Raw genomic sequence first — 26,061 nt, 5'->3', positions numbered from 1 at the left:
GATTTTGACAGGCAGGGTCTTCACCAAACTGCTCTTCTCGTTTGTCCTGGTGCTGTTGGTCGGAACAGCAATCCTTGACTTTTCTTTGCGCCCGATTTTCGAGCACGCCATGCGCGATGATGTCCATGCAGCTCGCGATCTGATTTTAGGTTCGATCCTGGCGCTGGCTGCGGCGATTCTGCTGGCAGCTTTTCTGGCCCGGCGCGTGGCCCAGCGCTTCGACCGTATCGTATTCTTTGCCAACCGTATCGCCGCAGGCGATCTTTCGGCGCGTCTGCAGGAGGACGAGCTCGACGAGCTTTCAGATGTGGCGCGCGCGTTGGATGCTACCGCCAGTCGTCTTGAGCAAAGCTTCCACGCGCTTGAGGCCAATCGCCGTGAACTGGCTGCGCTGCTCGATAGCATGCAGGAGGCAGTGGTTGCCGTCAACGCTCAGGGCCAGGTCATCTGGTCGAATTCTGTGATGCAGGGAATCTGCTCAAGCGCTGTGCGCGAAGGCCGTCCGCTGGTCGAACTTCTGCGTGATCCCGATGTGCTGTCGTGTGTCGAAGGCGCGCTGCGCCAGCGCATGAACTTCAATGGCAAAGCGGTCAGCGTTGCGCCGGGACGCATCTTCGAGGTGAACGCCGCGCCCACCCCTGGAGGCGGCGCTGTGGCCGTACTGCACGACGTTACCAGCGTGGAACGAGCCGAGAAGACGCGCCGCGACTTCATCGCCAATGTTTCGCACGAATTGCGCACGCCGCTCACGTCTATCTCCGGGTATGTTGAAACGTTGCTCGAAGGCCATGAGCAGGTTTCCCCGCAGGCGCGCGAGTTTCTCGCCATCATTCTCAAAAACGCCACGCGCATGAACCGGCTGACGGAAGACCTTCTGGCGCTGGCTAAAGTCGAATCGGGCGACTACAAGCTGATGCTTCAATCTATGCGCGCGTCTGCCATTGTGGAAGACGCGATCGACTCGCTCACCGGTATGGTCTTCGATTCCGGCGTGACGCTCGAAGCTGCCGAGACGACCGATTCGCCCGTCCTGGCCGACGCCGACGCTCTCAACCAGGTCTTCGGCAATTTAATCGAGAATGCGATGAAATACGGCAAATCGGGCAAACGGGTGCTTGTTGGCGCGCATCTGCTCAAAAGCGAAGATGACGGCCAGAATATGGTCGAATTTTTCGTCCGCGACTTCGGCCCGGGTATCGCCTCAGAGCATTTGGACCGCATCTTTGAGCGCTTCTACCGCGTGGACAAGGCACGCTCACGCGAATCCGGCGGTACTGGACTCGGCCTTGCCATCGTCAAGCACATCATTATGGCCCATGGCGGAACCATCCGCGCAGAGAGCGAACTCGGCGCGGGCGTGACCTTTTTCTTTACCCTCCCATGCGCTCCCGAAAAGAAGCCATCAATAACGTTGGAGACTGCGGCGCAGTACGTATCCGATTGACACCCCCTCCCCATTCTGTACGGGGAATGTTTATTTTCAATTACTTACAGCGCCGATTCTGTACGGGAATCCTTTGTTTTCAATAGCTTAAGTTTGCCGCAAATAAAAAGCGCGTGACCAAAATAAGTCATGCGCTTGTGCTGATTTTTAGTTTAACAGCGATGTCAAATCATCGCGCTAATCGGGCGATGTGATTGAATTTAGCTCGCGACTTAAAAGGTCAGCTTGAGCGCGAATTGCACAAGGCGCGGATTGTTCACGGTTGAGTTTACGGAGCCGAAGCCCACAGCGCTTACATCGTTCACGGGGAGACCGAACTGCGCGTGATTGAAGAGGTTGAAGAACTCTGCGCGGAAGTTCAGGCCCATCTCCTTTCTCGGCAGAACAAACTGCTTGATGACAGAGAAGTCGGTGTTGACGAAGCCAGGCCCTGTGACCGGCACACGATTTGAGTTTCCGAGCTGTCCTATCGGAGGCGCAACGAAGCATGCGGAATTGATGTACTGATTCTGCTTGTGATGCGCCGCGTAGACGTTGCATCCCGGGATTTGATCAGGGCGATTCCAGTTGTTGCCGTTGCCGCCGTTCTGGAAGAAAGAGCCGGATTGGTTGTTGCTGTCGATTAGAGGATCCGGGAAACCTGAAGAGATTCTCTCGATGACGGTCACCTGATAGTTACCGAGAAAAGTGTTGGTCAGCCCACTCCAATCGCTGCCGAAACGCTTGCCTCTGCCGAAGGGGAGATCGTAGATTACGCTCGCGGTGAAGCTGTTATAGAGATTGATCTGCGACAGCGCGTAATCGAGCTTCCGCCAGTTGGGGAGCGGGAAATATGGCGCGCTCAACAGAGAGCCCAACCCATCGGACAGCCCGTTGTCGGATGTGTGGGAGTAGGAGTAGGCAATCAGAGCATAAAGGCCCTTCGATGTTTTGGTTTCTGCTTTGACCTGCAGCGAATCGTAGTTTGTATTGCCGACATCGCCAAAGAGGGAGATCGTACTGAAGGTGCTGTAGGGGGGGATATATGGCTGTCCTCCGGGTAGACAGCCAATGGTGTAGCCAGGGTTGCCCACGCAGGCGTTCGGACTTGCCGTATTGAGGTTATTGCCTGCAACCAGAATGTGGTTGCTGCGTGATCCGGCATATCCCATTGTGAGCAATACGTTACCGAGCAACTGTTGCTCGACGTTGAAGTTGTATTGGCGCACTCTGCCCAGCTTATAGTCTGTGGGTTGCGTATAAAACGAGCCGGTAAATGTCCCGACGGTGGGCGGCGCTGGAATGGCCTGAAATCCGCTGGAGAGACTAATGGCTGAGGGCGTCTGTCCAAGCGTGGTAGTGCAGTACGAGGTCGCGAAGGCACAACCAGCAGAGGCGAAGGCATCGGATTCGCCAAGAAACGGCGGATTTTGCCAGAGACCCTGAGCGCCCTGGCTCCATGCTGAATCGTGAAACATAGCAAAGCCGGCTCGGAATACCGTCTTGTCCCCGTATGCCTTCCAGGCGCCACCAATGCGCGGTTCGAGGGCTGTCCAATCCATGTTCACACCAGCCGACGAGCTGACACCGTTCTGGTTGGCAATGAGAAGCTGCCCGGTGCTGGGAATGTAGTTTGCCAGTCGTCCGTGGGCCTCTGTGATGGGTGTGGTCATATCCCAGGCAAGGCCGAGATTCAGGGTAAGAGAATTGGTGATTCTCCAATCATCTTCGCCAAATGGCCGATAGATTTTCCAGCGGCGGCCGGTCACAGGGCCGTCGAACGTCTGATCGTGAATAGCTAGGCCGGTGATGCCGAGCAGAAAATCGGCCTCTGGATTGCCGCCAACATTGGCGCTGGCAAGACCGCTGAAGTTGCCACCGTTTCCGATAATCCAGAAGCCATCCTGAAATGCCTCAGTGCCGACATTCATCTGATTGGCTCGGAAATCAAGGCCGACATGAATGTCGTGTTTGCCACGGATGAGATCGAGCGAGTCGCGGAAGGAGAAGATATTCGTTCCACCCTGGAAGGGAGAATATCCGCGATCGCCGACGGCCCAATAGCCGCCGAAGACGATGGTAGAGACCAGACCGCAGCTATAGGCCCCGGGCGCGCAGGGGCCCGAGCCTGTGGGACATCCGAGGTTGGCATTGGGAATTCCACCGGGCACGATGGTGGCGGAGGCGCATGTTCCGGTGCCGAACGAGGAGATGTAGTCAAAGATGCGGTTGTAGCCAAAGGTGGCCTGATTGACCATCGAGGACGAGAAGACATGCGTTTCTCCGATGGCCGCATTGCGAGCGTGATTGATGATGCGTTGATTGGTGCCGAAAGCATTCTGCGCAGCAAATCCAGGCGAGCCACCCGGCACGTAAGAGAAGGCCTGATCGTAGCTGAAGCGCCCGAAGAGGGAATCGGAGTTCGAGAAACTATGGTCGAGACGGCCATCAAACTTCGTCTCGTCGAGTTCGCGGACGGGAATATTGACGTAGTTGTATCCGGCTGAAGCGTTGCTGGCGTTCGGCGCTGGGTACAGATTCATCATCGCCTGCCCAATGTTGTTGATCAGGTTGGATGGGATCTTGTTGCAGGCGGTTCCTTGTGGCTGACTTCCGTCAGGATTGGCAGCGATGGGCTGCCCCGCTCCATTGCATTGGAAATAGACGTTTGGATAAGTAATCGGATCGGTTGAAGCCCCGATCATATTCGGATTCACGATGGCGAGACCGCTGAGGGCATTGCCGAAAGGATCGGCGGAGAAGTCGCCTGTGCGCATGGCCAGAGATGGAACCAAACCCGTAAAGGTGATGCCGTGGCGCTGATACTTCTGTTCGCCGTCGACAAAGAAGAACGTCTTATTTTTCCGAATAGGTCCGCCGATTGCGCCTCCGAACTGGTTCAGATTGAATTTTTCGGCCGAGGTCGCAAAATAGCTCTTGGCATCGAGCGCCGTATTACGGAAGAACTCATACAACGTTCCATGGAAGTCATTGGTGCCTGACTTCGTGGTCAGGAGTACAGTCGGGCCCGCCCGCGTTCCGTACTCGGCGGAATAAGTGTAGGTGAGAACCTTGAACTCCTGAATGTCGTCGATCGACGTTAAGATGGCGATGCCGCCTGCGGTCAACTCGTTATTATCCACGCCGTCCAGCAACCAATCCGTGCTGTTTGGGCGGGAGCCACCGACGGACAAAGAGAAGGGACCCCGTGCTGCCACCTCACTGCTGGCCGCAGAGGTAAAGAAGCTGCCCGGGTTGGTCTCTGCTGTAGCACCTGCCGTGAGTGTGGCGAGTTGCACGAAGTCGCGCCCGTTTAAAGGCAGCTGTGCCACTTGCTGCGACGTAATGACCTGACCAAGAGAGGGGTTGGTCGTTTCCGCAGCGACCGCCGTTCCAGCAACGGTAATCGTGGTGGATACGCTGGCGGGAGCAAGAGAGAAATTCAGTTCGCGGGCTTGATCGACCTGCAGATTGAGATCTTTGGATTCGCTGCTTTGGAAGCCAGTGAAATCAACCCGAATCGTGTATGTGCCAACCGGAAGCAGCGGGATGAGATAGTGGCCTGCGTCGTCCGTCTTGCCTTCGCGCGCGAGGCCAGTTGCTTGAGAGGTAGCTGTAACTGTGGCTCCTGAGATGCCCAATCCGGACTTATCAATCACAGTGCCGGAGAAGCTTCCTGTGGCCTGGCCGTGAAGAAGCGGGCACATCGCCAACACACTCACAGTGATGATGAGAAAGAGCACCCTCTCCACTGTCCTGGAAACCATACCCCGTGCAAGCTGGTGTGATACCGCCGCAACTGTCGGACAATTCATAGAACAGACTCCTTTCAGATGGACTTCAGGAGGGTTCTTTGTTCGCGAGATGAGTAAATGTATGAGATTGCCGGCTGAAGGTCAACGCAAATCAGTTTATAAACTGATTTCTCATCATTGTTTCCTTCATCAGTGGCCGGGTTTCTTCTGCAATTCACACAGCAGTAAAGCTGCTTTAACAATCGCCCCACAGAATCGGAAGTAGTTTCTGAGGGGGAGTTCAGTGAAAAAGAGCACGCTTTTTGTTGCTGCGCTATTCGTGTGCGCGGCATCTGCAGGGTTTTCCCAGAAAATCAATGGTGCGGGCGCTACATTCCCATATCCCATTTATTCCAAATGGTTCAGTGAATACAGCGCGCAGCATTCCGGCGTTGAGATCAACTACCAGGCCATCGGCAGCGGCGGCGGCATCCGCCAGGTAACGAGCGGCACAGTAGATTTTGGCGCCAGCGACGGGCCGATGAGCGACGAGCAGTTGAAGTCGTCCAAGGTAAAGATTGTGCATATTCCTACCGTGCTGGGCGCAGTGGTTCCCATCTATAACATTCCCGGCTTGACGGCCGAACTGAAGTTTTCGCCTGATGTGCTGGCCGATATCTATCTTGGGAAAATCAGCAACTGGAGCGACGCCCGCATTGCGAAAGACAATCCCGGCGCCAAGCTGCCGAATACGGACATCATCGTCGTCCACCGCTCGGACGGCAGTGGAACCACTTACATCTTCACTGACTACCTTTCAAAAGTCAGCGCCGACTGGAAGAACTCCGTTGGCAAGAGCACTGCAGTGCCGTGGCCGAAGGGAATCGGAGGCAAAGGCAACGAGGCTGTCGCAGGCATGGTCCGCCAGATGCCCGGCGCGATTGGCTACGTTGAGTTGATCTATGCGCTTCAAAACAAAATTGCATTTGGCTACATCAGGAATACGGCAGGGAACTGGGTGAAGGGCAGCATTGAAGGCGTGACTGAAGCGGCGGCGAGCGTGAAGCAAATGCCTGCGGACTACCGCGTTTCTATTACGAATGCTCCGGGCGCGAATGCCTATCCGATTTCCAGCTTTACCTGGCTACTGGTACCTACTCCTGCGCCAAATAGTGCCAATGGCAAGGTAATAAAGGACTTCCTGGGGTGGATGCTCGACCATGGACAATCGGAAACCAGCGCTCTCTATTATGCGCCGCTTCCCAAGTCGGTTTCCGACAAGGTCCGCGCCACCATTAGCCAATTGCAGTAACGTGCTGCAAATGATGTGCAAAGGCCGGTGTGTTTGAGCCGGCCTTTGCATTTTTACCGCAGTTTTTCGCTACAATAAGTGCGAAAAGACGCCATATTTCCTTATTTTTCATCACGTTTAACGCTCTATTCAAAATAGGCAATTAAGGTAGTAGCTGGTGAACCTCAAAGTCCAGGAAGCTCGCGTGCCCGGTCTGCCTGTAGCCCCGCCGCCCCCTCCGGAACCCTTGACTACGGGGACTGAGAGTCCCGCCGCCTCGCCGATTCGAAAATTTCTGCTTGAACGCAGCAATTCTGCGATAAGCGATGGCACTTTCCGATGGCTCATGCTGGTTTGCGCGTTGGTCATCTTCGGCATTGTTGCGCTGATTGCCTGGCAACTGATTTCGCGTTCGCAACTGTCGATCTCAAAATTCGGTCTCGGATTCTTCTTCAAGCAGGCATGGGACCCGGTCAGCGGCAATTTTGGGGCGCTGCCATTTATCTACGGCACCTTGGTTTCATCGATCGTTGCGCTCATCATCGCCGTACCGCTCGCTATCGGCGTCGCCGTGTTTTTGACGGAGATGTGCCCGAAATTCCTGCGTGGACCGCTGTCATTTCTTACAGAGCTGCTGGCTGCGATTCCCAGTGTGGTTTATGGATTGTGGGCGATCTTCGTCCTGGTGCCGATATTGCGCGAGCATGTGAATCCATACCTGATGAAGACGCTCGGCTGGACAGGCTTCTTCACGGGTCCGAATTATGGCATCGGCATCCTTGCCGCTGGTGTCATTCTGGCCATCATGATTCTGCCCATCATCTCATCGCTCACGCGCGAGGTGATGACGGCCGTCCCACATACGCAGCGCGAAGCTGTGCTGGCGTTGGGCGCGACGCGTTGGGAGATGATTCGCATGGGCGTGCTGCGCAATGCGCGCATCGGGATCGTGGGATCGATCATTCTTGGGCTGGGCCGCGCTCTGGGTGAAACCATGGCCGTAACGATGGTCATCGGCAACCGGCCGGAGATTGTGAAATCGCTGCTTGGCCTTGGCTACAGCATGTCCAGTGTGATTGCGAATGAATTCAGCGAAGCGTCGGACGATATGTACCTGAGCGCTCTGATTGAGATTGGGTTAGCGCTTTTCATCGTGACCATTATTGTGAATGCTATTGCGCGCCTGCTGGTATGGGCAGTAACGCGTGGCGCTCCGCAGCGCGTGGTGTAGGGAACAGGGAACGGAACGAGCAGCATGGCTTTACCGCAAAAATCGGGGAGAATGAACCGCGCGTGGCGCATGTTTGCAAACCATGCGGCTACAGGACTGGCGATTATCAGCACGGTACTTGTCGTCGCGCCGCTCGTCGCTATTTTTATTTACCTACTCTACAAGGGAGCCAGCTCGATTAATCTGGCATTCTTTACGCAAATTCCCAAGCCTGTGGGAGAAACCGGCGGGGGCATGGCCAACGCCATTGTTGGCTCGGGAATCCTGCTCGCGCTTGGCAGCATTCTCGGCGTCCCTGTAGGCATCGGCGCGGGCATCTATCTCGCTGAGTTTGGACGCGGCGGCAAGCTGGCGAATTTCGTCCGCTTCACTGCGGACGTGCTTAACGGTGTGCCTTCCATCGTGATGGGCATAGCGGTCTACTCGCTCATTGTGTTGCCGCAGAAGCATTTCTCGGCGCTCTCCGGTGGCGTGGCGCTGGGCATTATGATGATTCCCACCATCACGCGCACTACGGAAGAAATGTTGCTGATGGTGCCGCACGCGATTCGGGAAGCAGCGCTTGGCCTCGGTGTTCCGAACTGGCGCTCGGTACTTTCCATTACCCTCAAAACAGCCTCGCCCGGGGTTATCACCGGCTGCATGCTGGCGTTTGCGCGCGTTGCCGGAGAAACTGCGCCGCTGCTTTTTACCGCGTTCGGCAACAATTTCTGGAGCGCGAACATCAACCAGCCCATTGCGGCGCTGCCGCTGCAGATCTATGTTTATGCCATCTCTCCTTATGATGAATGGCACCGCCTGGCATGGGCAGGGGCGTTGGTTCTGATCTCGTTGATTGTGGTTTCCGTGGCGCTGGTGCGATATGTCACCACGCGCGGCGTTTTGAAGGGAGCAAGTTAGTGAGTGTCGGAATCGAAGTTTCACAGTTTAATGCGTGGTACGGTTCAAACCACGCGCTGCAGGACATCAACCTGCATATTCCGGCAAATCAGGCTACAGCGCTTATTGGTCCCTCCGGCTGTGGCAAGTCTACGTTTGTGCGCTGCATCAATCGCATGCACGAGACGAATCCCATTGGCAAAGTCACGGGCACGATCCGGATTGGCAATCTGGACATTTACAACGATGCCTCGCCGGTCGAGGTCCGCCGCCGGATAGGCATGGTCTTTCAGCGCCCGAATCCATTTCCCACGATGTCGATCTACGACAATGTGGCTTCCGGTTTGCGTCTGAATGGTTATCGCAATCGCCGTGTGCTTGATGAAGTGGTGGAGCGCTCGCTGAAGCACGCCGCGCTTTTCGACGAAGTAAAGGACGACCTGAAGAAAAAGTCCGGCGCGAGCCTTTCCGGCGGGCAGCAGCAGCGCCTCTGCATTGCGCGCGCTCTGGCAGTCGATCCTGAAGTGTTGCTGATGGACGAGCCTGCCTCGGCGCTTGATCCAGTCTCGACGGCGAAGATTGAAGACCTCATCTTTCAGCTCAAGTCGCAGTACACCATTGTGATTGTGACCCACAATATGCAACAGGCGGCGCGCGTGGCCGAGCGCACGGGGTTCTTTTTGAACGGCAGGCTTGTGGAATTTGATACCACTCACAAGATATTCACAAATCCCGGCGATAAGAGGACGGAAGATTACATAACGGGCAGGTTCGGATGATGCGCCTTCGTTTTCACAAGAGCCTTGATGATCTCAAAGAAAAGCTACTGGTCGTGGCCGGCATGGCCGAGCAGTCTATCCAGCGCGCTGTCGAAGCCTATCGCACGCGCGACCTGTCCATTTGCGACCTCGTCGACCGCAGTGAGATGGCCATTAACCGGCTTGAGCGCGAGATAGACCAGATGGCGCTCGACCTGCTCGCGATGGAGCAGCCCATGGCGATCGACCTGCGCTTTATTCTGGCCGTCATCAAGATCAACGCCGACGTGGAGCGCGTTGGCGACTCAGCCGTGAATATTATTGAGCGCGTGCGCGACTTGCAGGCCTACCCGGCGGTTGACCTTCCTATCGACATCCCGCGCATGGCCAACCTTGCTGCAGAGATGGTGCGCAAGGCCCTCCAGTCCTTTATTGAGGGTGATGCCAAGATGGCCCAGACCGTGCTGTCGATGGATGACAGCGTTGACAAACTGAATGAGACGATCCACTTTACGCTGCTGAACGTAATGAAAGAGCAACCGCAGCATACGCCGCAGGCACTTGCCGCGCTTGTCATCGCGCGCAGTCTGGAGCGCGTCGCCGACCACGCTACCAACATCGCCGAAGATGTGATCTTCTGGGTGCAGGGCTTCGACGTGCGCCACCACATGAGCGTGGGAGACGGTGCTCGTCGTTAGATTCAACGCCGATAGGCAGATTTGTGATAATGAGGGTTGAGAGCAAGGGGAGTGATAGTTGCCCGTCAGCCCAGCGTCCCATCAAAATCTTAGGACCATACCCTTTCGCCCAATGACGGTCGCGGGCGTGATGAGCGGCACATCGGCTGATGGAATTGATGTTGCGCTTGTAGAAATCCGACCGGACCATGGGCAATTAAAGCTGGAATTGCTGGGGCATAGCGCCTTTCCATTTCCATCCGTTCTACGCAGTGCTGTTTTGTCAGCGATGGATGCGAAGTCCATCTCCACCGCCGAGCTTGCGCGGCTCAACTGGCGTTTGGGGCAGGCTTATGCCGAAGCCGTTCGCGCGACTTTGAAGCGCTTTCCAGTCACTCTGCAACTTATTGGCTGTCATGGGCAGACGATCTACCATCAGGGCACGCCGATGATGTATGCCGGCCGCAAGATTGCCTGCACCTGGCAGATTGGGGAGCCTGCACTGCTTGCAGCGGAACTGGGTATTCCTGTCGTCAGCAATTTCCGCCCTGCTGATATGGTTGCAGGTGGACAGGGCGCTCCGCTTGTGCCGCTGCTCGATTATGTTCAGTTCGGGGATGAAAAGCGCGCGCGCGTCTTACAGAACATCGGCGGCATAGGCAATCTGACGCTGATAACGCCTGGGGCCAACATTGATAAGTTGCTCGCTTTCGACACCGGTCCCGGAAATATGGTGATCGATGCGTTGATGCAGCAGCTATTTCAGAAATCTTATGACCGGGATGGCAAGGTTGCATCGCAGGGGCATGTTCTGGGTAGGGTGTTATCCGGGGCACTAACGCATCAATTTTTCCGCGCAAAACCGCCGAAGTCAGCTGGGCGTGAAGAGTTTGGCGCATCCTTTGCCGAAAAATTTCTTGTGGAGTGCCGGAAAGAGGGTGGCCGAGACGAGGATGCCATCGCGACGGCAACTGCTCTCACGGTTGAGAGCATCGCTCGCTCTTTCGATGAGTTTGTAAAGCCAAAACTGAGACGCGGCGTTGCGGTTGATTACATCGTTTCCGGCGGTGGCGCAAAAAACAAGGCACTCATGGACATGCTGGGGCAGAGGCTTGAACCAGTCGGCTGCAAGTTAATGCAGAGTGGCGACGCCGGAATTCCAGTCGATGCGAAAGAGGCTGTTGCCTTTGCTCTGCTTGCTTATTACACGTGGCATCGGCATCCGGCAAATGTTCCATCCGCGACCGGAGCGAAGCGGCCAGCGATTCTGGGACAGATTACCTATGCCTGACGACGCGTTTCATAAATCGGCGCTTGCGGAGTTTGCCAGGGCTAAAGCCCCTGAATTTATAGCTCGATTTCACCGGCCTAAAGGCCGGTGCTTCTACCCCAAAATCATTTGTGAAACGCGCTCGAAGAAGCTGGCGCTGGTTGCTTTGCTGCTTGCGGCTACTTGTATCCAGCTCGGCTGCAGGCAGCAGTGGGAGCCTGCGGGCATAGTCACGGTGCTCATTGAAAGTAGTCCGACGAACCTTGATCCGCGCATAGGAGTGGACGCGCAATCTGAGCGTATCGACTCGCTGATCTTCGATTCTCTGGTGCGCAAGGATGAGCACTTTAACCCGACGCCCTGGCTGGCTACGAGTTGGGAAACCCCTGATCCATTGACCTGGGTTTTTCATCTCCGCAACGATGTGCATTTTCATGATGGCCGGCTCCTCACCTCAGCCGACGTGAAGTACACGCTGGACTCGATCCTGCAGGGGAAAATTGTCAGCGTAAAGGCGAATGCCTATCAGACTATCGACCGCGTTGATGCGCCTGATGCGCAAACCCTCGTTGTCCACCTCAAGAAGCCGGACCCGGCATTGCTCTGGAACCTTAGTGATGGCGGCTTTGGTGTGGTTCCTGCGGGCAGCGGTCGCGATTTCTGGAAGCACCCTATCGGCAGCGGGCCATATGAGTTTGTAAGTCAGGAGCAGGACAAGGACGTTGTGCTGCGGCGCGCGCCGCATTCATGGCAGCCGCTGCCATCGATTCCGACTCTGCGCTTTGCCGTAGTTCCTGACGCGACAACGCGCGCTCTTGAATTGGAGAAAGGCTCCGCCGATGCCACCATCAATGCGCTTCCTGCGGACACGGTCTATGCTTTGCGCCGCGACTCGAACCTGCAAATTGACTCCGGACCCGGCACCACGCTCGTTTACCTCACCTTCAACACGCGCGACCCGGTGCTGCGCGATCCTCGTGTGCGCAATGCTATTGCTCTGGCCATCAATCGGCCATTGATTATTCACTCGCTGTATCGCGATGAAGCGAGGCTGGCGGAGAGCATTTTGCCTCCTGAACACTGGGCGTGGAACGGAAACGTCGCGCAGCACAACTATGATCCGGCGGCGGCAAATGCGCTGCTCGATGAGGCCGGATATCCGCGCAAGGCGGACGGCTACCGCTTTCATATTGGGATGAAAACTTCTACCGATGAAGGCAGCCGTTTGCTTGCGATGGTCGTGCAGCAGCAGCTTGCGAATGTGGGCATTGCGCTCGATGTCCGCAGTTTTGAATTTGCGACGTTCTATGCGGACATTAGCCGCGGCGTCTTTCAGATGGCGCCGTCGCGATGGATCGGCGGGAACGAAGCGCCGGACATCTTCCGTTATTCCTTTGCAACGGCAAGCTTCCCGCCCCACGGGGCAAATCGCGGCTTTTATGCGAACACCCGTGTTGACCAGTTGCTTTCTGAAGCAGCCTCTACATCTGATCGGGCAAAGCAGCAGACTGCTTACGATGAAGTGCAAAGTATTCTTGCGAAAGATATGCCGACGATTAATCTCTGGTATCTGGATACGGTGCTGGTGCACAGCCGCCGTCTCGGAAATCTGCATCTCTCGCCCTCCGGCAACTACGATTTTTTGCGCGGTGCAATCTTGAAGGAATAAAACGAATAGGAACGAGGAAACGATGAAAGCGCTTTTACTCTCCGCTTATAACAAGCTGGAACTCGCGGAACTCACGCGTCCCGTGCCCGGACCTGAAGAAGTCGTCGTGCAGGTTGCGGCCTGCGGCATCTGCGGCAGCGATGTGCACGGATATGACGGAAGCTCCGGCCGCCGCATCCCTCCCATCGTTATGGGGCACGAAGCAGCTGGTATTGTCGCTGAAACAGGTTCAGACGTCAGCGGATTTAAGCAAGGTGATCGCGTCACCTTCGACTCGACCATTTACTGCGGCAAGTGCGACTATTGCCGCAGCGGTCAGGTGAATCTCTGCGACTTCCGCCAGGTGGTCGGTGTCTCCTGTGGAGACTACCGCCGCTATGGGGCGTTTGCTGAGTACGTTGTTGTGCCACAGCGCATCTTGTACCGGCTTCCTGACGCGCTTTCGTTTCCAGAAGCCGCAATGCTGGAGGCGGTCTCGGTTGCGCTCCATGCGGTGCGTGTTTCGGAGATGCACAGCGGGGAAACGGCGCTGGTCATCGGCGCAGGCATGATCGGTCTGCTTACGCTTCAGGCAGCGCGGGCTGCCGGGGCAAAGCGCGTGTTCATCACGGACCTCGACGCTACGCGCCTCAAACTTGCCAAAGAAATGGGCGCGGATGAGACGCTGCATCTATCCGGCGCGGAATTGATTGCTGAAGTGATACGGCTCACGGCAGGCAAGGGAGTGGACATCGCGCTTGAAGCCGTGGGACGGAATGAGACCATCTCCGCGGCCATTGACTGCGTTCGCAAAGGCGGAACAGTGACGCTGATTGGGAACATATCGCCCGAGATCACAATACCGCTGCAGAAAGTCGTATCGCGGCAGATTCGATTGCAGGGCACTGCGGCGTCGTCCGGCGAGTATCCGCAGGCCATTGAGTTGATGACAGCCGGAAAGATTCGCGTGAAGCCACTTATCACGGCGGTCGCGCCGCTCGATGAAGGCCCGCGCTGGTTCGAGCGGTTGCATGCCGGAGAGCCTAACCTGATGAAAGTCGTCCTCGCGCCATCGCAGATAGAGGCGGGTCAATGAGCAATCCTCTTTTCGATCTCAGCGGGCAGGTAGCGCTGGTTACTGGAACCAGTCGCGGACTCGGTCAATACTTCGCGCGCGCGCTCGCCCGCGCTGGCGCTGATTTGATTCTCACCAGCCGGAAGCGCGAAACTCTCTCGGCTTTTGAGAAGGAAATGAAGGCGCTGGGCCGTCGCATTGCTTCGCTCGAACTTGACGTGCGTGACAAGGACAGTATCCAGCGCATGGCCGCCGATGCCGAAGCAGCCTTCGGGCAGATTCACATCCTCGTTAACAATGCCGGCTGCAATGTTCGCAAGCCTGCGCTTGATGTGACCTGGGACGACTGGAATCTTGTGCTCGACACGAATCTGCGTGGAAGCTTTTTCGTCGCGCAGGCTGTTGCGCGCGGCATGGTCGAGCGCGGCTACGGGCGCATTATCAATGTGGGATCAGTGACCAGCGTTGCCGGTTATGCGGGTCTTGGGCCATACACGGCAAGTCGCGGCGGCATTCGGCAACTTACTATGAGTCTTGCTGCCGATTGGGGGAAATCGGGCGTCACGGTAAATTGCCTCGCGCCCGGATGGTTCAAGACCGCGCAGAACCGGGTTATGTATGAGGACGAGGGATGGGTCGAATATCTGGTGGAGCGTATTCCCTTGAACCGGCCGGGCCAGCCCGACGATCTTGATGGGGCGATTGTTTTCCTTGCCTCTGAATCGAGCCGCTATGTCACCGGGCAGACGCTGCTGGTCGATGGCGGCATCTCGACCGGGGCCTTGCGCGCTACTGTTTCACAAAAGGGGAAATGATGAGCAAAGCCAAATGCTGGATGATGGTGTGTGCGCTGCTTTCGTGTGTCTGCGCTGTGGCACCGGCGCAGAACAAAGGAAAACTGCAGATTTATTTCATTGATGTAGAAGGCGGTCAATCGACGCTCTTCGTGACTCCGGTGGGACAATCGCTGCTCATCGATACGGGCTGGCCTGACAACAATGGCCGTGACACCGACCGCATTATGGCAGCGGCGAAGAAGGCCGGAATCAGCAAAATCGACTATGTGCTCTTTACTCACTACCACGTAGATCATGTTGGAGGCGCTCCTCAACTCGCGGCGCGCATCCCCATCGGCACATTCATCGATCACGGCCCGAACCGCGAAACATCTGACGCATCCACTGTGAAAGGCTATGAGGCTTATCAGAAGCTGCTCGCCAGCGGTAAATACAAACACATTGTGGCGAAGCCCGGCGAGACGCTTCCTGTCAAAGGTCTCAATGTTTTTGTTGTTAGCGCGGACGGAAACCTGATTGATCACGCTCTTCCCGGTGGCGGAGAAGAGAATTCGTACTGCAAAGCTTCGGAAACGCGCCCAGCCGACCAGTCAGAGAATGGGCGGTCGCTTGGCGTGCTCATCACCTTCGGCAAATTGCGCATTCTCGACCTCGGTGACCTTACTTGGGACAAAGAAATGCAGTTGATGTGTCCGGTTAATAAACTTGGCCATGTAAATATCCTTGTTGTGTCGCATCACGGCTTATATCAGAGTTCAAGTCCTGCGCTGGTGGACGCTATTCATCCGCAAATCGCCGTCATGGACAACGGTGAGAAAAAAGGCGGATCGAAAGCCACTCTTGAGACATTCAAAAGCATTCCTGGTCTCGAAACGCTCTGGCAATTGCACTACTCAGACGAAGGTGGACAGATCCTCAACACGCAGGACGAGTACATCGCGAATCCGCAAGGGCCTGATAAAGGGTTTGGCCTTGAGGTGACGGCCGGTGAGGACGGCAATTTCTCTATTCTGAATCCACGCACAGGTCAGAGCAAAAGCTACACCGCTAAGTGAGCCTCACCGAGAATGCGCTTGATATCGCCGAGCAGGAAGAGGTAGCTGCAAATTCCGACCGCCAGATAAACCGCAGCCACGGCGAAGGCCAGCGCAAAGGAATGTCGCGCCTCGACAAGATATCCGGTCACAATGGGCGCGGCGATGCCGGAAATCTGATTGGCGAAGTTGAGAATTCCGCCAAGTGTGCCTACGCTTGCGCGGGGTGCAATCAGCGATGGAATCGACCATCCGACTGGCGCCGCTGCGGACAGTCCGCTGATGGAAACGCTGATCCAGAAGAGCGCCTGCGCGGGAGAATGCGCGTGTGCGCCGCCGAGAATGCCGAGGCCGAGCGCGGTGCCTCCGATCAATACCACGCGGCGAACGATGTTCGCGTTCCATCCGCGCTGCACGAGAGCGTCGACAATCCATCCGCCCACAACGAGGTCCGCGATAGTTGCGAAGAGCCACGGTACTCCTGTGTAAAGAAACGAGTGCAGCAGATCGATATGCAGCGAGCGCGAAAGGTAACTCGGCAGCCAGGTGAGCAGCAGATAAAACACATAGTTGTAGGAGCCAAAGCCGATTGCCAGACCAATCACTTTTTTCCTGCGCAGCAGGTAGCCGAGCGAAGCCTGTTCCAGAGGCCCTGATTCAACGTTCGGCAGCGTGTCTTCCGAGCGGATATAACTTAGCTCCTCAGAGGTCAGGCCCGGATCGTCTTTGGGATCGCGATAGATCCAGAAAAAAAACAGGAAGTAGAGGAAGCTGATTGTGCCGGTTGCGGCGAAGCTTAACCGCCAGCCTACATGCAGCAGCAGGATTCCGATCAGCGGCACGCCGATGGCCGAAGAAAATTTTGCCATCGAATCGAAGATGCTGGTGGCAAGGCTGCGCTCTCGCGGAGGAAACCAGTAGCCTATGGCCTTTGCATTGGCGGGGAACGTCGGAGCTTCGCCAACTCCAAGAAGAAAGCGCGCGGCAAAGAATCCGCCAATGCTGGGCGTGAGCGCGGCGGCAAAAGATGCCATGCTCCACAAAAACGTACTGATGCGCCCCACCAGCTTTATTCCGAACCGATCGAGTACCACGCCGATAGGAAGCTGGCACATGGCGTATGTCCAGTTATAGGCCCCGAGCAAATAGCCGAATGTGATGTCCGAAATGCCGAAAGTCGCATAAAGGCCGCTATGAGAGACCGACAGATTGACGCGGTCGAAGTAATTGACCAACACTCCGATTCCAAGCAGGAAGGCGATTCTCCAGCGGCGGCGCGGCGCGTGATTTACATCGATATCAGCTTCAGCAGGCACTCGACTACCATATCAACAGCAAGCAATTTCATGCAGCAGGACTCCTTACAAACGCTGGTTGCGCAGGAAGCGGTGAAAGCAGGCTTCTCGACGGCTGGGATTGCCGCCGTTCCCGAATCGGACTCGACTGAAGACAAAAATGAGCGGCGGGCCTTTGCCGATTGGGTCGAACAGGGCAATGCGGGCGAGATGGAATATCTCAAACGCTGCAATGACGCGGGCGAACTTGTGCGCTCGTCCTTGCGCGTGGCGGTTCCGTGGGCCAAATCTGTTGTTGTCTGCGCAGCGAACTACAACACGCAGCAGCCGCTCTCGACTGACCTCGCTCAAGAAGGCGCAGGATGGATTGCGCGCTACGCATGGAGTGGCCGGCAAATCGGCGACGGCGGTCTCGCGCCCAGCGATTATCACAAAGTTCTTCTGAAACGCCTTGAGCAGCTGAACACTGCGCTCAAAGACAAGCTCGGCACATTCGAGTCGAAATGCTACGTCGATACTGGCCCGATTGTGGAGCGCGCTTATGCGCGTTACGCGGGACTCGGCTGGACGGGCAAAAACACCTGCATCCTCAACCAGAAGCTTGGCTCATGGCTTTTTCTCGGCGTGATTCTGACTTCTTTGGAAGTTCCTGATGATCAGCGCCCGCAACTTGCCGCTGACCGCTGCGGAAGTTGCACGCGCTGTATCGATGCCTGCCCCACCGTGGCGCTTACCAGCCCACGCCAGATGGATGCAACTCTCTGCATCTCCTACTTGACGATTGAAAAGCGAGGGCCAATTTCGCTTGAACTGCGAGAGGGAATCGGCCGCCAGGTTTTCGGCTGCGACATCTGCCAGGATGTATGTCCCTGGAACCGCAAGGCGCCGATTTCCGCTGATCCTGAACTACAGGCGCGGTCTGAGCTGGTGAATCCAGCGCTCGATTGGCTGGCCGAGTTGAATCAGGAGAGCTTCGGGCAGATGTTCTTTGGATCGCCCATCAAGCGCGCAAAGTTTGACGGCCTGCGCCGCAACATCGCCATCGCCATGGGCAACAGCCGCTCGCGGCGATTTCTGCCAAAGCTTGAAGAGTGGCGGCAAGGCGACGATCCAGTGCTGGCGGAAGCCGCGGGCTGGGCAATCAGGCAAGTAGAGAACGAAGTCTAGCAGCTTCTACACCTCAAGCCCAATCGAACGCATCAGTTTCAGCGCGTTCGCCGTCTGCACAATGCCAGGAGTCAGCTTGTAGTCGAAGCGCAGATGTCCATCTACAAGCTGGTCCGAGAAATGGAAATTTGCCGCATGTTCCGGCATCTCCTCCGCAATTTTCGCCAGTGCCAGATCGTGTGTAGTGATGAGACCTATAGCTCCGCGGGTCAGCAAATGACGCACAAACGATTCTGTGCCGACTCTCCGGTCATGGGAGTTTGTCCCTGAAAGCAATTCATCGAGCAGAAAGAGGACCGGGATGCTGTCCTTGCTCAGTTCATCAATGGTCTTCAACCGCAGTATCTCCGCGTAAAAACGGGAGAGCCCGCCCTGCACGGAATCCAGAATGCAGATCGAGGCCGCCACCGCGAGATGCGACAATTTCAGTTGCCGGGCGCGCACAGGCGCTCCAGCCTGCGCCAGAACAACGTTGATGCCCACGCAGCGAATAAATGTGCTTTTGCCCGCCATGTTCGGCCCGCTGATGACCAGCAACTGCAGCTCGTCATCGAGTTTCAGGTCATTCGGCACAGCGTGCTCTCGCGGTAGCAGCGGATGCGCCATCGCCTCAGCATGAAAAAACGGGCCATGCTCCACAAATTCAGCGAAGGTGTTTTCCGGATGTTCATACGCATAGCAGCCGAATGCAGCGAATGCCTCTACCTCGCCGGTGATTTTGATCCAGCGGCGCACCGCAACTCCGTGAATTGCTCGCCATGCCTCAATCGAAAGGACCCACCGCGGCGTCCAGAAGATGAAAAGATCGATGACCTTTACCATCCAGTGTTCATGTGAATCGAACCAGGCTACGCGCTTGCTCAGGCGGCGAATCGCCTGCGATGGCGAAGACCCACTCGATCGGAGACTATCCTGCAAACCCGTCAGTTTTCGTGAAGTAAATTGCGCGGTCTCAATTTCGTCGATAACGGAGGCAAGAATACCCAGGTCGTGTGCCGCGTCATCAATCCTGCTGGCCGATTCTTTCACACGCGGCTGAAGCCGGTATCGAATCGCCAGATTCAGCAGGCTCATCACCAGCGCTGCTGTGCCCCAGTCCCATATAAACCAGGCGGCCATGCTGAAGGCCCAGCAAGCCGCGAGCAGCGGCAGGGCGATGCGTAAAACACGGTGCGGCTCAAGTCGCGTCGACGATTCGCTCCACGCAATCAGAGATTCGGGGCGGACTCCTTTGCGGACTTCCTCACCGGCAAGCGCCAGCCGCTCGCGAAAATCCAGATTCGGAGCAAGCTCCTTGATGGCTTCGCGCCGCAACTCGATTTCTTCGGGTAAGGCACGTTCCAGCAGCCACGCTGCAAGCGTGCTTTCCCCCGCGCCGGTTCGCGCCGTGCAAAGCAACTCAAACAAGCCGCCTTTGCCAAATAGATCAAGATCGCGCGCATAAGGGTGCGAAGCGTCGAGAAACTGCTCGCCCGTTTGTCCGGTGCCCGCCCAGCGGTCTTCAAGCCGCGCAATACCTTGTTCATAAAAATGTCGCAGTCGCGAGCACTGGCGGATGGTTCGAAGCACGCGCTCATGTCCGGCAAACAGCGCCACCAGCACCGCGATAGGCAGAAAAACCCATGCAATCCGCGCCGTGTGATACTTCGCCAGCCATAGCGTAAAAACAACTGTTGCCAGTCCCACCGTGAGTTTCGCGCCTGCAAACAACCGGTCCCATCGCGTATGACGCTCCTGTTCCTGAGCCAATGTAGACAGCCTCAGAACGTATTCGTCTTTCGGGCAAGCGGAGGAAGGCATCAACCCATTATTGCAAGCCGTCTGCCGAGTTTCCCTAAACGCAGGCGATATACTCACGGTGGACAAAGGAGTCGATATGAAGAGTTCGCTTTCGCGCCGCAGTCTTCTCATCCGTTCCGCTACTGTTTTTGCCGGTGCGCACCTGGCCGGATACACCCGCCTGTGGGGCGCTGACGCCAGATCGAAGCCGGGCGTGCAGATGTACATGGTAGCGGCGGAGTATGCGAAGGATCCGGCGGGTACGCTGGCGAAGCTGGCGGAGATTGGTTACGGGTACGTCGAGGCTTTTTCGATGGCCATCCACAACGCCGCGGAGTTCCGAAAAATACTGACGGACACCGGGCTAGGATGCCCGTCGGGGCATTTCGGATTTGGGTTCGAGGACACGGAAAAGGCATTGGATGAGGCGAGTGCGCTGGGGGTACATTACGCGGTCAGCTCGGTGCTGCCGCCAGAACCGCTGAAGAATGGCGATATTAAGGCATCGATCGAGCGGCTGAACCATCTGACTGCGGATGACTTCAAGACGATGGCAACACTGGCGAACCAGATTGGCGAGAGCGCGAAGAAGCGCGGGATGGAGTTCGCCTACCACAACCACAACGTGGAGTTCCGCAAGATGGGAAACGGAGAGACTGGATACGAAATTTTTCTGAAAGAGACGGACCCCACGCTGGTCAAGCTGGAAGTGGATGCGGGGTGGATGGCGGCTGGCGGGGCCGATCCGGTAGCGCTGATTACCGCCAATGCCGGGCGCGTGCGTTTGTTGCACTTCAAAGACTTCAGCACGATCACGCCACCGGTGAATGAACTGAGCGAGGCGGCGGGTTCGCATATCGTAGACCTGGGAACGGGTGTGGCTCCGCTGAAGGCCGCATATGAAGCGGCACGGAAGGCGGGTGTGGAGTACTTCATCGTGGACCATGATCCGCCGTTCCATGGGAAAACGGCATTCGAGGCGGCAAAGGTGGATTATGCATATGTGGCGGGGCTGATGGCGTCATGAAGGAGCGGACGCTCTAAGGTCAAGCCGATGTAACGGCTCGTCGAAATGGGCCGAACCGGTAGTGAGGCCCTCCGTTCATCCAGACATCCCATTGGGCCATGCTGGAAAGCATTGGATATGAGTTCGGCAGAATATGCGGCTACCAAGCTGCGTATTCTGCTCTACGGATTGAGGCCACCCTAGCAGCTGGCTCTCCGGATTGCTCTTCTCATCTAAGTGCACCCTTTCGGACACGCGGAAGAAGGCATCGCCGCATTATCGCAGGTAGTCAGCCTGTTTACGGCAAACCGCAGCCAACATCTTGACAGTTTCGTATATTGCGCTAGCATATGTTGTTATGAAACATATGGCTGCGCGAGTATTCGACCGCGAACTGAAAAAGGGAAGCGCCGAGCTGCTGATTCTGTCGCTTATCGAGCACAAGGCGAGGCATGGCTATGAGATCAGCAAGCTCATAGAAGAGCGCTCCAGTGGCGTACTGAAATTCAACGTCGCCTCGTTTTATCCGTTGCTATACCGGTTGGAGCAACGCGGGCTGATTGCAGGGCGCTGGGTAGAAAAAGCGGGCCAGCGCCGCCGGCGGTTTTACCGCCTCACCGCGCAGGGTAAAAATGTGCTGAAGACGCAGCGCGCAACCTGGCTCGATTTCGTAAACGCGATCCACCGCATCACGGAGGCGGAAAATGCCTGACTGGTCGAAAGAAGTACGCGCCGCCATAGCCGGTCTAAGTCTTGAGCCCACACGCGAAGAAGATGTCGTCGAGGAACTGGGCCAGCACTTGCGCGACCGTTATGAAGAAATGCTCACCCGCGGAGTGGATGCGGACCAGGCATATCAGACGCTACACTCCGAGCTTGAAGATGGACGTCTGTTGAAAGGATTGGCGAGTACCATCGCCAGGGCACATGAGCCGTTGGCGGCGGGAAGCAGTGGTAGCGCGAGATTTTTTGGCGGACTCGGAAGGGATGTGCACTATGCCATGCGCCAGCTTTGGAACAGTCCCGGTTTTGCTGTTGTCGCGATACTTTCGCTCGCACTCGGGGTTGGTGCTAACACGGCCATCTTTCAGCTTCTCGATGCAGTGCGTCTGCGTTTGCTGCCGGTAAAGCATCCGGAGCAACTGGTTTCAGTGCGGATTACGCATGACCCTAATGGGATGACGGGAAGTTTCGTAACAAACCACTCAGACCTGACGTTTGGTATCTGGAACCTGCTTCGCGCTCAGCAACAGGGCTTTTCCGATATCGCCGTATGGTCCCCACAAGGGCACAACCTCAGTCAGGGCGGGGAAGCGCGCAATGCGTCCACGCTGATGGTCAGCGGCAATTTCTTCCCGATGCTGGGCGTGCAGCCGGTGATTGGACGCTTGCTGTCGCCTGCGGATGACTATCGCGGATGCGGCACACAGGGCGCGGTTCTCAGCTACTCCTTCTGGCAAAAGGAATATGGCGGACGCGATACAGCGCTGGGCGCGAAGATTATGCTGGATCGGCAGCCATTTCAGATCATCGGCGTAACACCGCCGTCCTTTCACGGTGTAGACGTGGGCAGGAATTTCGATGTTGCCATCGCTATATGCTCTGAACCAGCGTTCTCAGGTAAAAATTCGTGGACCGACGATCCCATGACCTGGTGGCTGGCGGCAATCGGACGGCTCAAACCAGGATGGACTCTTGAGCGCGCGAACGCGCAGTTGGCTACGATTTCACCGGGAATTTTTGCGGCGACCCTCCCGCCGAAATACGACGACATTACCAAGAAGGATTATCTGCGGTTCCAGCTTGAGGCCCAATGCGCAGATAAAGGTGTTTCAAACCTGCGCGACGGAAACGATCCGTTCAATATTTTATTGGGACTTTCCGGCCTCGTTCTCCTGCTTGCATGCGCGAATCTAGCAAATCTTCTGCTCGCAAGGGCGAGCGCCCGCCAGCGTGAAATGGCGCTGAGGCTTACGCTGGGGGCATCGCGTATGCATCTGATGCGGCAGGTTCTGGCGGAAAGCGTGCTATTGGCGGTCTTCGGAACGGCGGCTGGCGTATGCCTTGCGCAGTTCCTGAGCCGGGCCGTGATCCTGTTATTCAGTTCGAGCCAGGACAGCATCTTCCTTGACATTCCGCTGGACTGGCGCGTTTTAGGTTTTGCCGCAGGATTGGCGGTATTGACCTGCATTCTCTTCGGATTGACTCCCGCTCTGCAGGCTTCGCATACGGATCCCGGCTCGGCGATGAAAGCTAGCGGACGCGGCGTGACCTCAGGGCGCAATCACTTTGCTTTGCGCCGCATCCTTGTGGTTTCGCAGGTGGCGCTGTCTCTGGTGCTGCTGGTAGGAGCGCTTCTGTTTGCCAGAAGCTTTCGCAATTTGATGACTGTCAATGTCGGCTTTGAGCAGGACCATCTACTTGTTGCGAGCTTCGACTTCTCGCCAATGCATATTCTGCTCGAAAGACGCGCAGCCTTCAAACGGGAATTAAACGAGCGCCTGCATGCAATTCCGGGGGTTGAATCAGCGGCCGGTGTGTTCATCGTGCCGATCAGCCACAGCGGATGGGACAATAACGTTGACGTTCCCGGCGGACCGCAGCGGAAGGACACATTTTTCAACTCGGTCTCGCAGGGCTACTTTCAAACCATGCGCGTTCCAACGCTTGCGGGACGCGATTTCAACGATTCTGACACGCCCACGTCACCGCGCGTAGCCATCGTGAACGAGACGTTCGCCAAGCAGTTTTTCGGAGGAGCCAATCCTGTTGGCAAGGTGATCTACGATTCGGGCCAGCCGGACCAGACGTACCAGATCGTAGGGCTGGTGAAAGATATGAAATATCGCCAACTGCGGGAAGACTTCCCGCCGATCATTTTTGTCGCTACTTCACAGGAAAAGGAACCGGGAGAAGGGCAGACGTTTGTGATCCGCTCGAACGAGGCAACGGAGTCGCTTGTAGCCGAAGTCAAGCGTGTCGCGCAGGAGATGAATCCGGCGATGGTGCTGAATTTCTCGACCTTCAAAACTCAGGTTCGTGACGATCTGGTTGGAGAGAGGGTCATGGCAACACTTACGGGATTCTTTGGTGTACTGGCGATTGTTCTTGCCATGATCGGCATCTATGGCGTGATCTCCTACATGGTCATCCGTCGCAGAAATGAGATAGGCGTACGTATGGCGCTGGGGGCTGCCCGGGCGAAGATTCTGCTGATGGTTTTGCGGGAGTCACTGATCCTGCTGGCGATTGGTGCAGCGATTGGAACCGGACTGGCTCTTGCAGCGGGAATAGCTGCTGCTTCCATGCTGTATGGATTGAAGCCGCATGATCCGCTGACGCTGTGCGCGTCGCTGGTGTCTCTGGCAGTCATCGTGATTGTTGCCAGCTTCATCCCTGCCCGCAAGGCGGCCAGCGTCGATCCGATGGTGGTTCTGCACGAAGAATAGCAAACGGACTCCCTGTGTTGCACAGGTGTCCGTTTGCAGAAGAAGAAGTTGTGTTGAGTCTAGGCGTTGCGTGTTACGTTGGCCGCATTCAGTCCCTTGGGACCCTGCTGGCACTCAAACTCCACTGCCTCACCCTCGTTTAGCGTCTTATACCCATTGTCCTGAATCGCGGAGAAGTGTACGAAGACATCCTCTCCTGTCGAACGCTGAATGAACCCATAACCTTTGGCTCCATTGAACCACTTCACAACACCATGCTCTTTCACCTCTACTCCTTTCCGCTATTGCTCCTGAAAAACGCCCCTGTAGACGCCAAGAGCCGCCGTTACTGCATCGGCAGCCCACGCACTGACAGGATTTCCCGGAGACTGAACCACAAACTAATAAATGGCCTTCCAAAATCCCGACGTGCTGAAAAGCAAATCGGTTCCTATGGTTATGGCAGGAAACAGAGTGGGAAGCAAGTAAAAAGTGCGTTATAAATGCAAGGAATCACAAGAGGTTACGAGAGGACACTGTACTCTAGTAACACTTCGCGCTTTACCAAGTGGGGGAAAACAGATGGTGCCTATAAGACGTTTTCCACGTATGTTTTGGTAGCTTAAGACATGCAGGCCGCTCCGCCAACCGCACTTATGCTCGGTAAAAAACCGCCAAAGCCGGCAGTCTCGCTTTCGGGATCGCTTTTCTGGAAGCAGATTACCTCGCTGGCCAAATACCTAACCCAGACGGAAGTGCACACTTACGCCTTCAGCGTTGCCGCGAACGCCATTCTATCGCTGTTTCCGTTTATCGTCATGATGTTTACGCTCGCGCGCAGCGTTTTTCATTCCCAGGCCATGGTCGATGTTATCGGGGACATGCTGCGCTACTTCTTACCCTCCAACCAGGACTTCGTCGTCCGCAACATGAGTCTTCTCGTGAACCCGCGCGGAGGAGTGCAGATTGCTTCGGTTGTCATGCTATTGATTTCCTCCACCGGGGTTTTTCTGCCGCTTGAAGTTGCGCTCAATCGCGTTTGGGGCGTGCCCAAGAATCGTTCGTATTGGATGAATCAGCTCATTTCCATTGGACTCGCGTTTGCGGTGGGGCTGCTCGCCATTGTGTCTATCGCTCTTACTGCTACGCAGAACAAAGTTCTTTCATTCCTATTTTTGGGGAAGACAAATAACGTCTTCTATTCGTTTTTCGAGCATGTTTTTCTGCAGATATCCGCCGCATTTTTAAGTGTCGCTATCTTCTTCGTCATCTATTGGGTCCTGCCCAATCGCAAGCTCCCGGTAGGCGCCGTGCTGCCCGCCGGAATCGTAACCGGACTCATGTGGGAAGCCGCCAAGGTGCTTTATGTGAAAGTCCTCCCCTGGCTCGATCTGCGGTCCGTCTATGGGCCATTTTCCGTCTCCGTCAGCCTGATGATGTGGGCGTTTCTTACTGGATTACTGCTGCTTGCCGGCGCGCAGTCCTCGGCGACCCGATACACCCTGCGCCTGGCGCGCAAAGCCGATATCGAAGCCGCCCAGAAAGCAGACAGCTAAAGCGCTTCCCGGA

General features: G+C 56.2%; 20 protein-coding genes. 16 read left to right on the top strand and 4 right to left on the bottom strand.

The annotated features are described in order from the left end of the window. The first annotated feature begins 4 nt into the window (after positions 1-4). Positions 5-1,444, top strand: coding sequence for a sensor histidine kinase (locus VEV40_RS10925; RefSeq protein ID WP_324832283.1), 1,440 nt, complete (start codon positions 5-7; stop codon positions 1,442-1,444). A 212-nt stretch (positions 1,445-1,656) separates the two neighbouring features. Here the strand turns inward: VEV40_RS10925 and VEV40_RS10920 are convergent, their stop codons facing one another. Beyond that, complete coding sequence (locus VEV40_RS10920; protein WP_324832281.1) at positions 1,657-5,238, bottom strand: carboxypeptidase-like regulatory domain-containing protein; 3,582 nt, start codon at positions 5,236-5,238, stop codon at positions 1,657-1,659. A 223-nt stretch (positions 5,239-5,461) separates the two neighbouring features. Here VEV40_RS10920 and pstS point away from each other — a divergent pair, with 223 nt between their 5' ends. The 10 genes from pstS to VEV40_RS10870 all read left to right on the top strand — a co-directional run bounded on the left by pstS (position 5,462) and on the right by VEV40_RS10870 (position 15,838). Then, positions 5,462-6,469: a phosphate ABC transporter substrate-binding protein PstS gene (gene pstS, locus VEV40_RS10915; RefSeq protein ID WP_324832279.1), complete on the top strand. Its 1,008-nt coding sequence runs from the start codon at positions 5,462-5,464 to the stop codon at positions 6,467-6,469. Positions 6,470-6,626: 157 nt separating this feature from the next. Then, positions 6,627-7,679, top strand: coding sequence for a phosphate ABC transporter permease subunit PstC (gene pstC / locus VEV40_RS10910; protein ID WP_324832278.1), 1,053 nt, complete (start codon positions 6,627-6,629; stop codon positions 7,677-7,679). 51 nt (positions 7,680-7,730) lie between these two features. Beyond that, complete coding sequence (gene pstA, locus VEV40_RS10905) at positions 7,731-8,579, top strand: phosphate ABC transporter permease PstA (RefSeq protein ID WP_324832276.1); 849 nt, start codon at positions 7,731-7,733, stop codon at positions 8,577-8,579. Beyond that, positions 8,579-9,337, top strand: a complete 759-nt coding sequence (gene pstB, locus VEV40_RS10900) for a phosphate ABC transporter ATP-binding protein PstB (protein WP_324832275.1) — start codon at positions 8,579-8,581, stop codon at positions 9,335-9,337. The genes pstA and pstB overlap by 1 nt, the downstream gene beginning before the upstream one ends. Further along, positions 9,337-10,014 carry a phosphate signaling complex protein PhoU gene (phoU, locus tag VEV40_RS10895; RefSeq protein ID WP_324832433.1) on the top strand — a complete coding sequence of 226 codons (678 nt, stop codon included), beginning with the start codon at positions 9,337-9,339 and terminating at the stop codon, positions 10,012-10,014. The genes pstB and phoU overlap by 1 nt, the downstream gene beginning before the upstream one ends. 112 nt (positions 10,015-10,126) lie before the next feature. Continuing rightward, complete coding sequence (locus tag VEV40_RS10890; RefSeq protein WP_324832273.1) at positions 10,127-11,284, top strand: anhydro-N-acetylmuramic acid kinase; 1,158 nt, start codon at positions 10,127-10,129, stop codon at positions 11,282-11,284. Then, complete coding sequence (locus tag VEV40_RS10885; protein ID WP_324832268.1) at positions 11,277-12,932, top strand: ABC transporter substrate-binding protein; 1,656 nt, start codon at positions 11,277-11,279, stop codon at positions 12,930-12,932. The genes VEV40_RS10890 and VEV40_RS10885 overlap by 8 nt, the downstream gene beginning before the upstream one ends. Positions 12,933-12,954: 22 nt before the next feature. Next, entirely contained in the window at positions 12,955-14,007 is a 1,053-nt protein-coding gene (locus tag VEV40_RS10880) for a galactitol-1-phosphate 5-dehydrogenase (RefSeq protein ID WP_324832266.1), read from the top strand. Next, a complete protein-coding gene (locus VEV40_RS10875; RefSeq protein ID WP_324832264.1) occupies positions 14,004-14,801 on the top strand; it encodes a glucose 1-dehydrogenase in 798 nt (265 codons plus the stop codon). Before VEV40_RS10880 ends, VEV40_RS10875 begins: the two co-directional genes overlap by 4 nt. Next, a complete protein-coding gene (locus VEV40_RS10870; RefSeq protein ID WP_324832262.1) occupies positions 14,798-15,838 on the top strand; it encodes a ComEC/Rec2 family competence protein in 1,041 nt (346 codons plus the stop codon). Before VEV40_RS10875 ends, VEV40_RS10870 begins: the two co-directional genes overlap by 4 nt. Here VEV40_RS10870 and VEV40_RS10865 read toward each other — a convergent pair. Next, positions 15,823-17,061, bottom strand: a complete 1,239-nt coding sequence (locus VEV40_RS10865; RefSeq protein WP_324832432.1) for an MFS transporter — start codon at positions 17,059-17,061, stop codon at positions 15,823-15,825. The two genes, VEV40_RS10870 and VEV40_RS10865, sit on opposite strands and share 16 nt — an antisense overlap. On the opposite strand from VEV40_RS10865, the gene queG reads away from it, so the two are divergent. Further along, on the top strand, positions 17,011-18,279 hold the full coding sequence (gene queG, locus VEV40_RS10860; RefSeq protein WP_324832260.1) for a tRNA epoxyqueuosine(34) reductase QueG: 1,269 nt from the start codon (positions 17,011-17,013) through the stop codon (positions 18,277-18,279). The two genes, VEV40_RS10865 and queG, sit on opposite strands and share 51 nt — an antisense overlap. A gap of 6 nt (positions 18,280-18,285) precedes the next feature. Here the strand turns inward: queG and VEV40_RS10855 are convergent, their stop codons facing one another. Continuing rightward, on the bottom strand, positions 18,286-20,079 hold the full coding sequence (locus VEV40_RS10855) for a MutS-related protein (protein WP_324832258.1): 1,794 nt from the start codon (positions 20,077-20,079) through the stop codon (positions 18,286-18,288). A 76-nt stretch (positions 20,080-20,155) separates the two neighbouring features. Here VEV40_RS10855 and VEV40_RS10850 point away from each other — a divergent pair, with 76 nt between their 5' ends. The 3 genes from VEV40_RS10850 (at position 20,156) to VEV40_RS10840 (ending at position 24,513) form a co-directional block, all read left to right on the top strand. Next, positions 20,156-21,085: a sugar phosphate isomerase/epimerase gene (locus VEV40_RS10850; RefSeq protein ID WP_324832257.1), complete on the top strand. Its 930-nt coding sequence runs from the start codon at positions 20,156-20,158 to the stop codon at positions 21,083-21,085. 337 nt (positions 21,086-21,422) lie between these two features. Continuing rightward, on the top strand, positions 21,423-21,776 hold the full coding sequence (locus VEV40_RS10845; protein ID WP_324832256.1) for a PadR family transcriptional regulator: 354 nt from the start codon (positions 21,423-21,425) through the stop codon (positions 21,774-21,776). After that, complete coding sequence (locus VEV40_RS10840; RefSeq protein ID WP_324832255.1) at positions 21,769-24,513, top strand: ABC transporter permease; 2,745 nt, start codon at positions 21,769-21,771, stop codon at positions 24,511-24,513. The genes VEV40_RS10845 and VEV40_RS10840 overlap by 8 nt, the downstream gene beginning before the upstream one ends. Positions 24,514-24,572: 59 nt before the next feature. On the opposite strand, the gene VEV40_RS10835 is transcribed toward VEV40_RS10840, so the two are convergent. After that, positions 24,573-24,779, bottom strand: a complete 207-nt coding sequence (locus tag VEV40_RS10835; protein WP_324832254.1) for a cold-shock protein — start codon at positions 24,777-24,779, stop codon at positions 24,573-24,575. 342 nt (positions 24,780-25,121) lie between these two features. Between VEV40_RS10835 and VEV40_RS10830 the strand changes: the two genes are divergently transcribed. Further along, positions 25,122-26,048, top strand: coding sequence for a YihY/virulence factor BrkB family protein (locus tag VEV40_RS10830; protein ID WP_324832253.1), 927 nt, complete (start codon positions 25,122-25,124; stop codon positions 26,046-26,048). The last annotated feature ends 13 nt before the right edge of the window (positions 26,049-26,061 follow it).

Source organism: Alloacidobacterium sp., from assembly GCF_035631355.1.
Taxonomy (GTDB): Bacteria; Acidobacteriota; Terriglobia; order Terriglobales; family Acidobacteriaceae; genus Alloacidobacterium.
This window is presented reverse-complemented; position numbering and strand designations above follow the sequence as displayed.

Bases quoted from the DNA above. Each gene is read 5' to 3' on its own strand.
- VEV40_RS10920 (WP_324832281.1), bottom strand. From the start codon at position 5,238: ATGAATTGTCCGACAGTTGCGGCGGTATCACACCAGCTTGCACGGGGT.
- pstA (WP_324832276.1), top strand. From the start codon at position 7,731: ATGAACCGCGCGTGGCGCATGTTTGCAAACCATGCGGCTACAGGACTG.
- phoU (WP_324832433.1), top strand. From the start codon at position 9,337: ATGCGCCTTCGTTTTCACAAGAGCCTTGATGATCTCAAAGAAAAGCTA.
- VEV40_RS10890 (WP_324832273.1), top strand. From the start codon at position 10,127: ATGACGGTCGCGGGCGTGATGAGCGGCACATCGGCTGATGGAATTGAT.
- VEV40_RS10885 (WP_324832268.1), top strand. From the start codon at position 11,277: ATGCCTGACGACGCGTTTCATAAATCGGCGCTTGCGGAGTTTGCCAGG.
- VEV40_RS10880 (WP_324832266.1), top strand. From the start codon at position 12,955: ATGAAAGCGCTTTTACTCTCCGCTTATAACAAGCTGGAACTCGCGGAA.
- VEV40_RS10875 (WP_324832264.1), top strand. From the start codon at position 14,004: ATGAGCAATCCTCTTTTCGATCTCAGCGGGCAGGTAGCGCTGGTTACT.
- VEV40_RS10870 (WP_324832262.1), top strand. From the start codon at position 14,798: ATGATGAGCAAAGCCAAATGCTGGATGATGGTGTGTGCGCTGCTTTCG.
- queG (WP_324832260.1), top strand. From the start codon at position 17,011: ATGAGAGACCGACAGATTGACGCGGTCGAAGTAATTGACCAACACTCC.
- VEV40_RS10855 (WP_324832258.1), bottom strand. From the start codon at position 20,079: ATGCCTTCCTCCGCTTGCCCGAAAGACGAATACGTTCTGAGGCTGTCT.
- VEV40_RS10850 (WP_324832257.1), top strand. From the start codon at position 20,156: ATGAAGAGTTCGCTTTCGCGCCGCAGTCTTCTCATCCGTTCCGCTACT.
- VEV40_RS10845 (WP_324832256.1), top strand. From the start codon at position 21,423: ATGAAACATATGGCTGCGCGAGTATTCGACCGCGAACTGAAAAAGGGA.
- VEV40_RS10840 (WP_324832255.1), top strand. From the start codon at position 21,769: ATGCCTGACTGGTCGAAAGAAGTACGCGCCGCCATAGCCGGTCTAAGT.
- VEV40_RS10830 (WP_324832253.1), top strand. From the start codon at position 25,122: ATGCAGGCCGCTCCGCCAACCGCACTTATGCTCGGTAAAAAACCGCCA.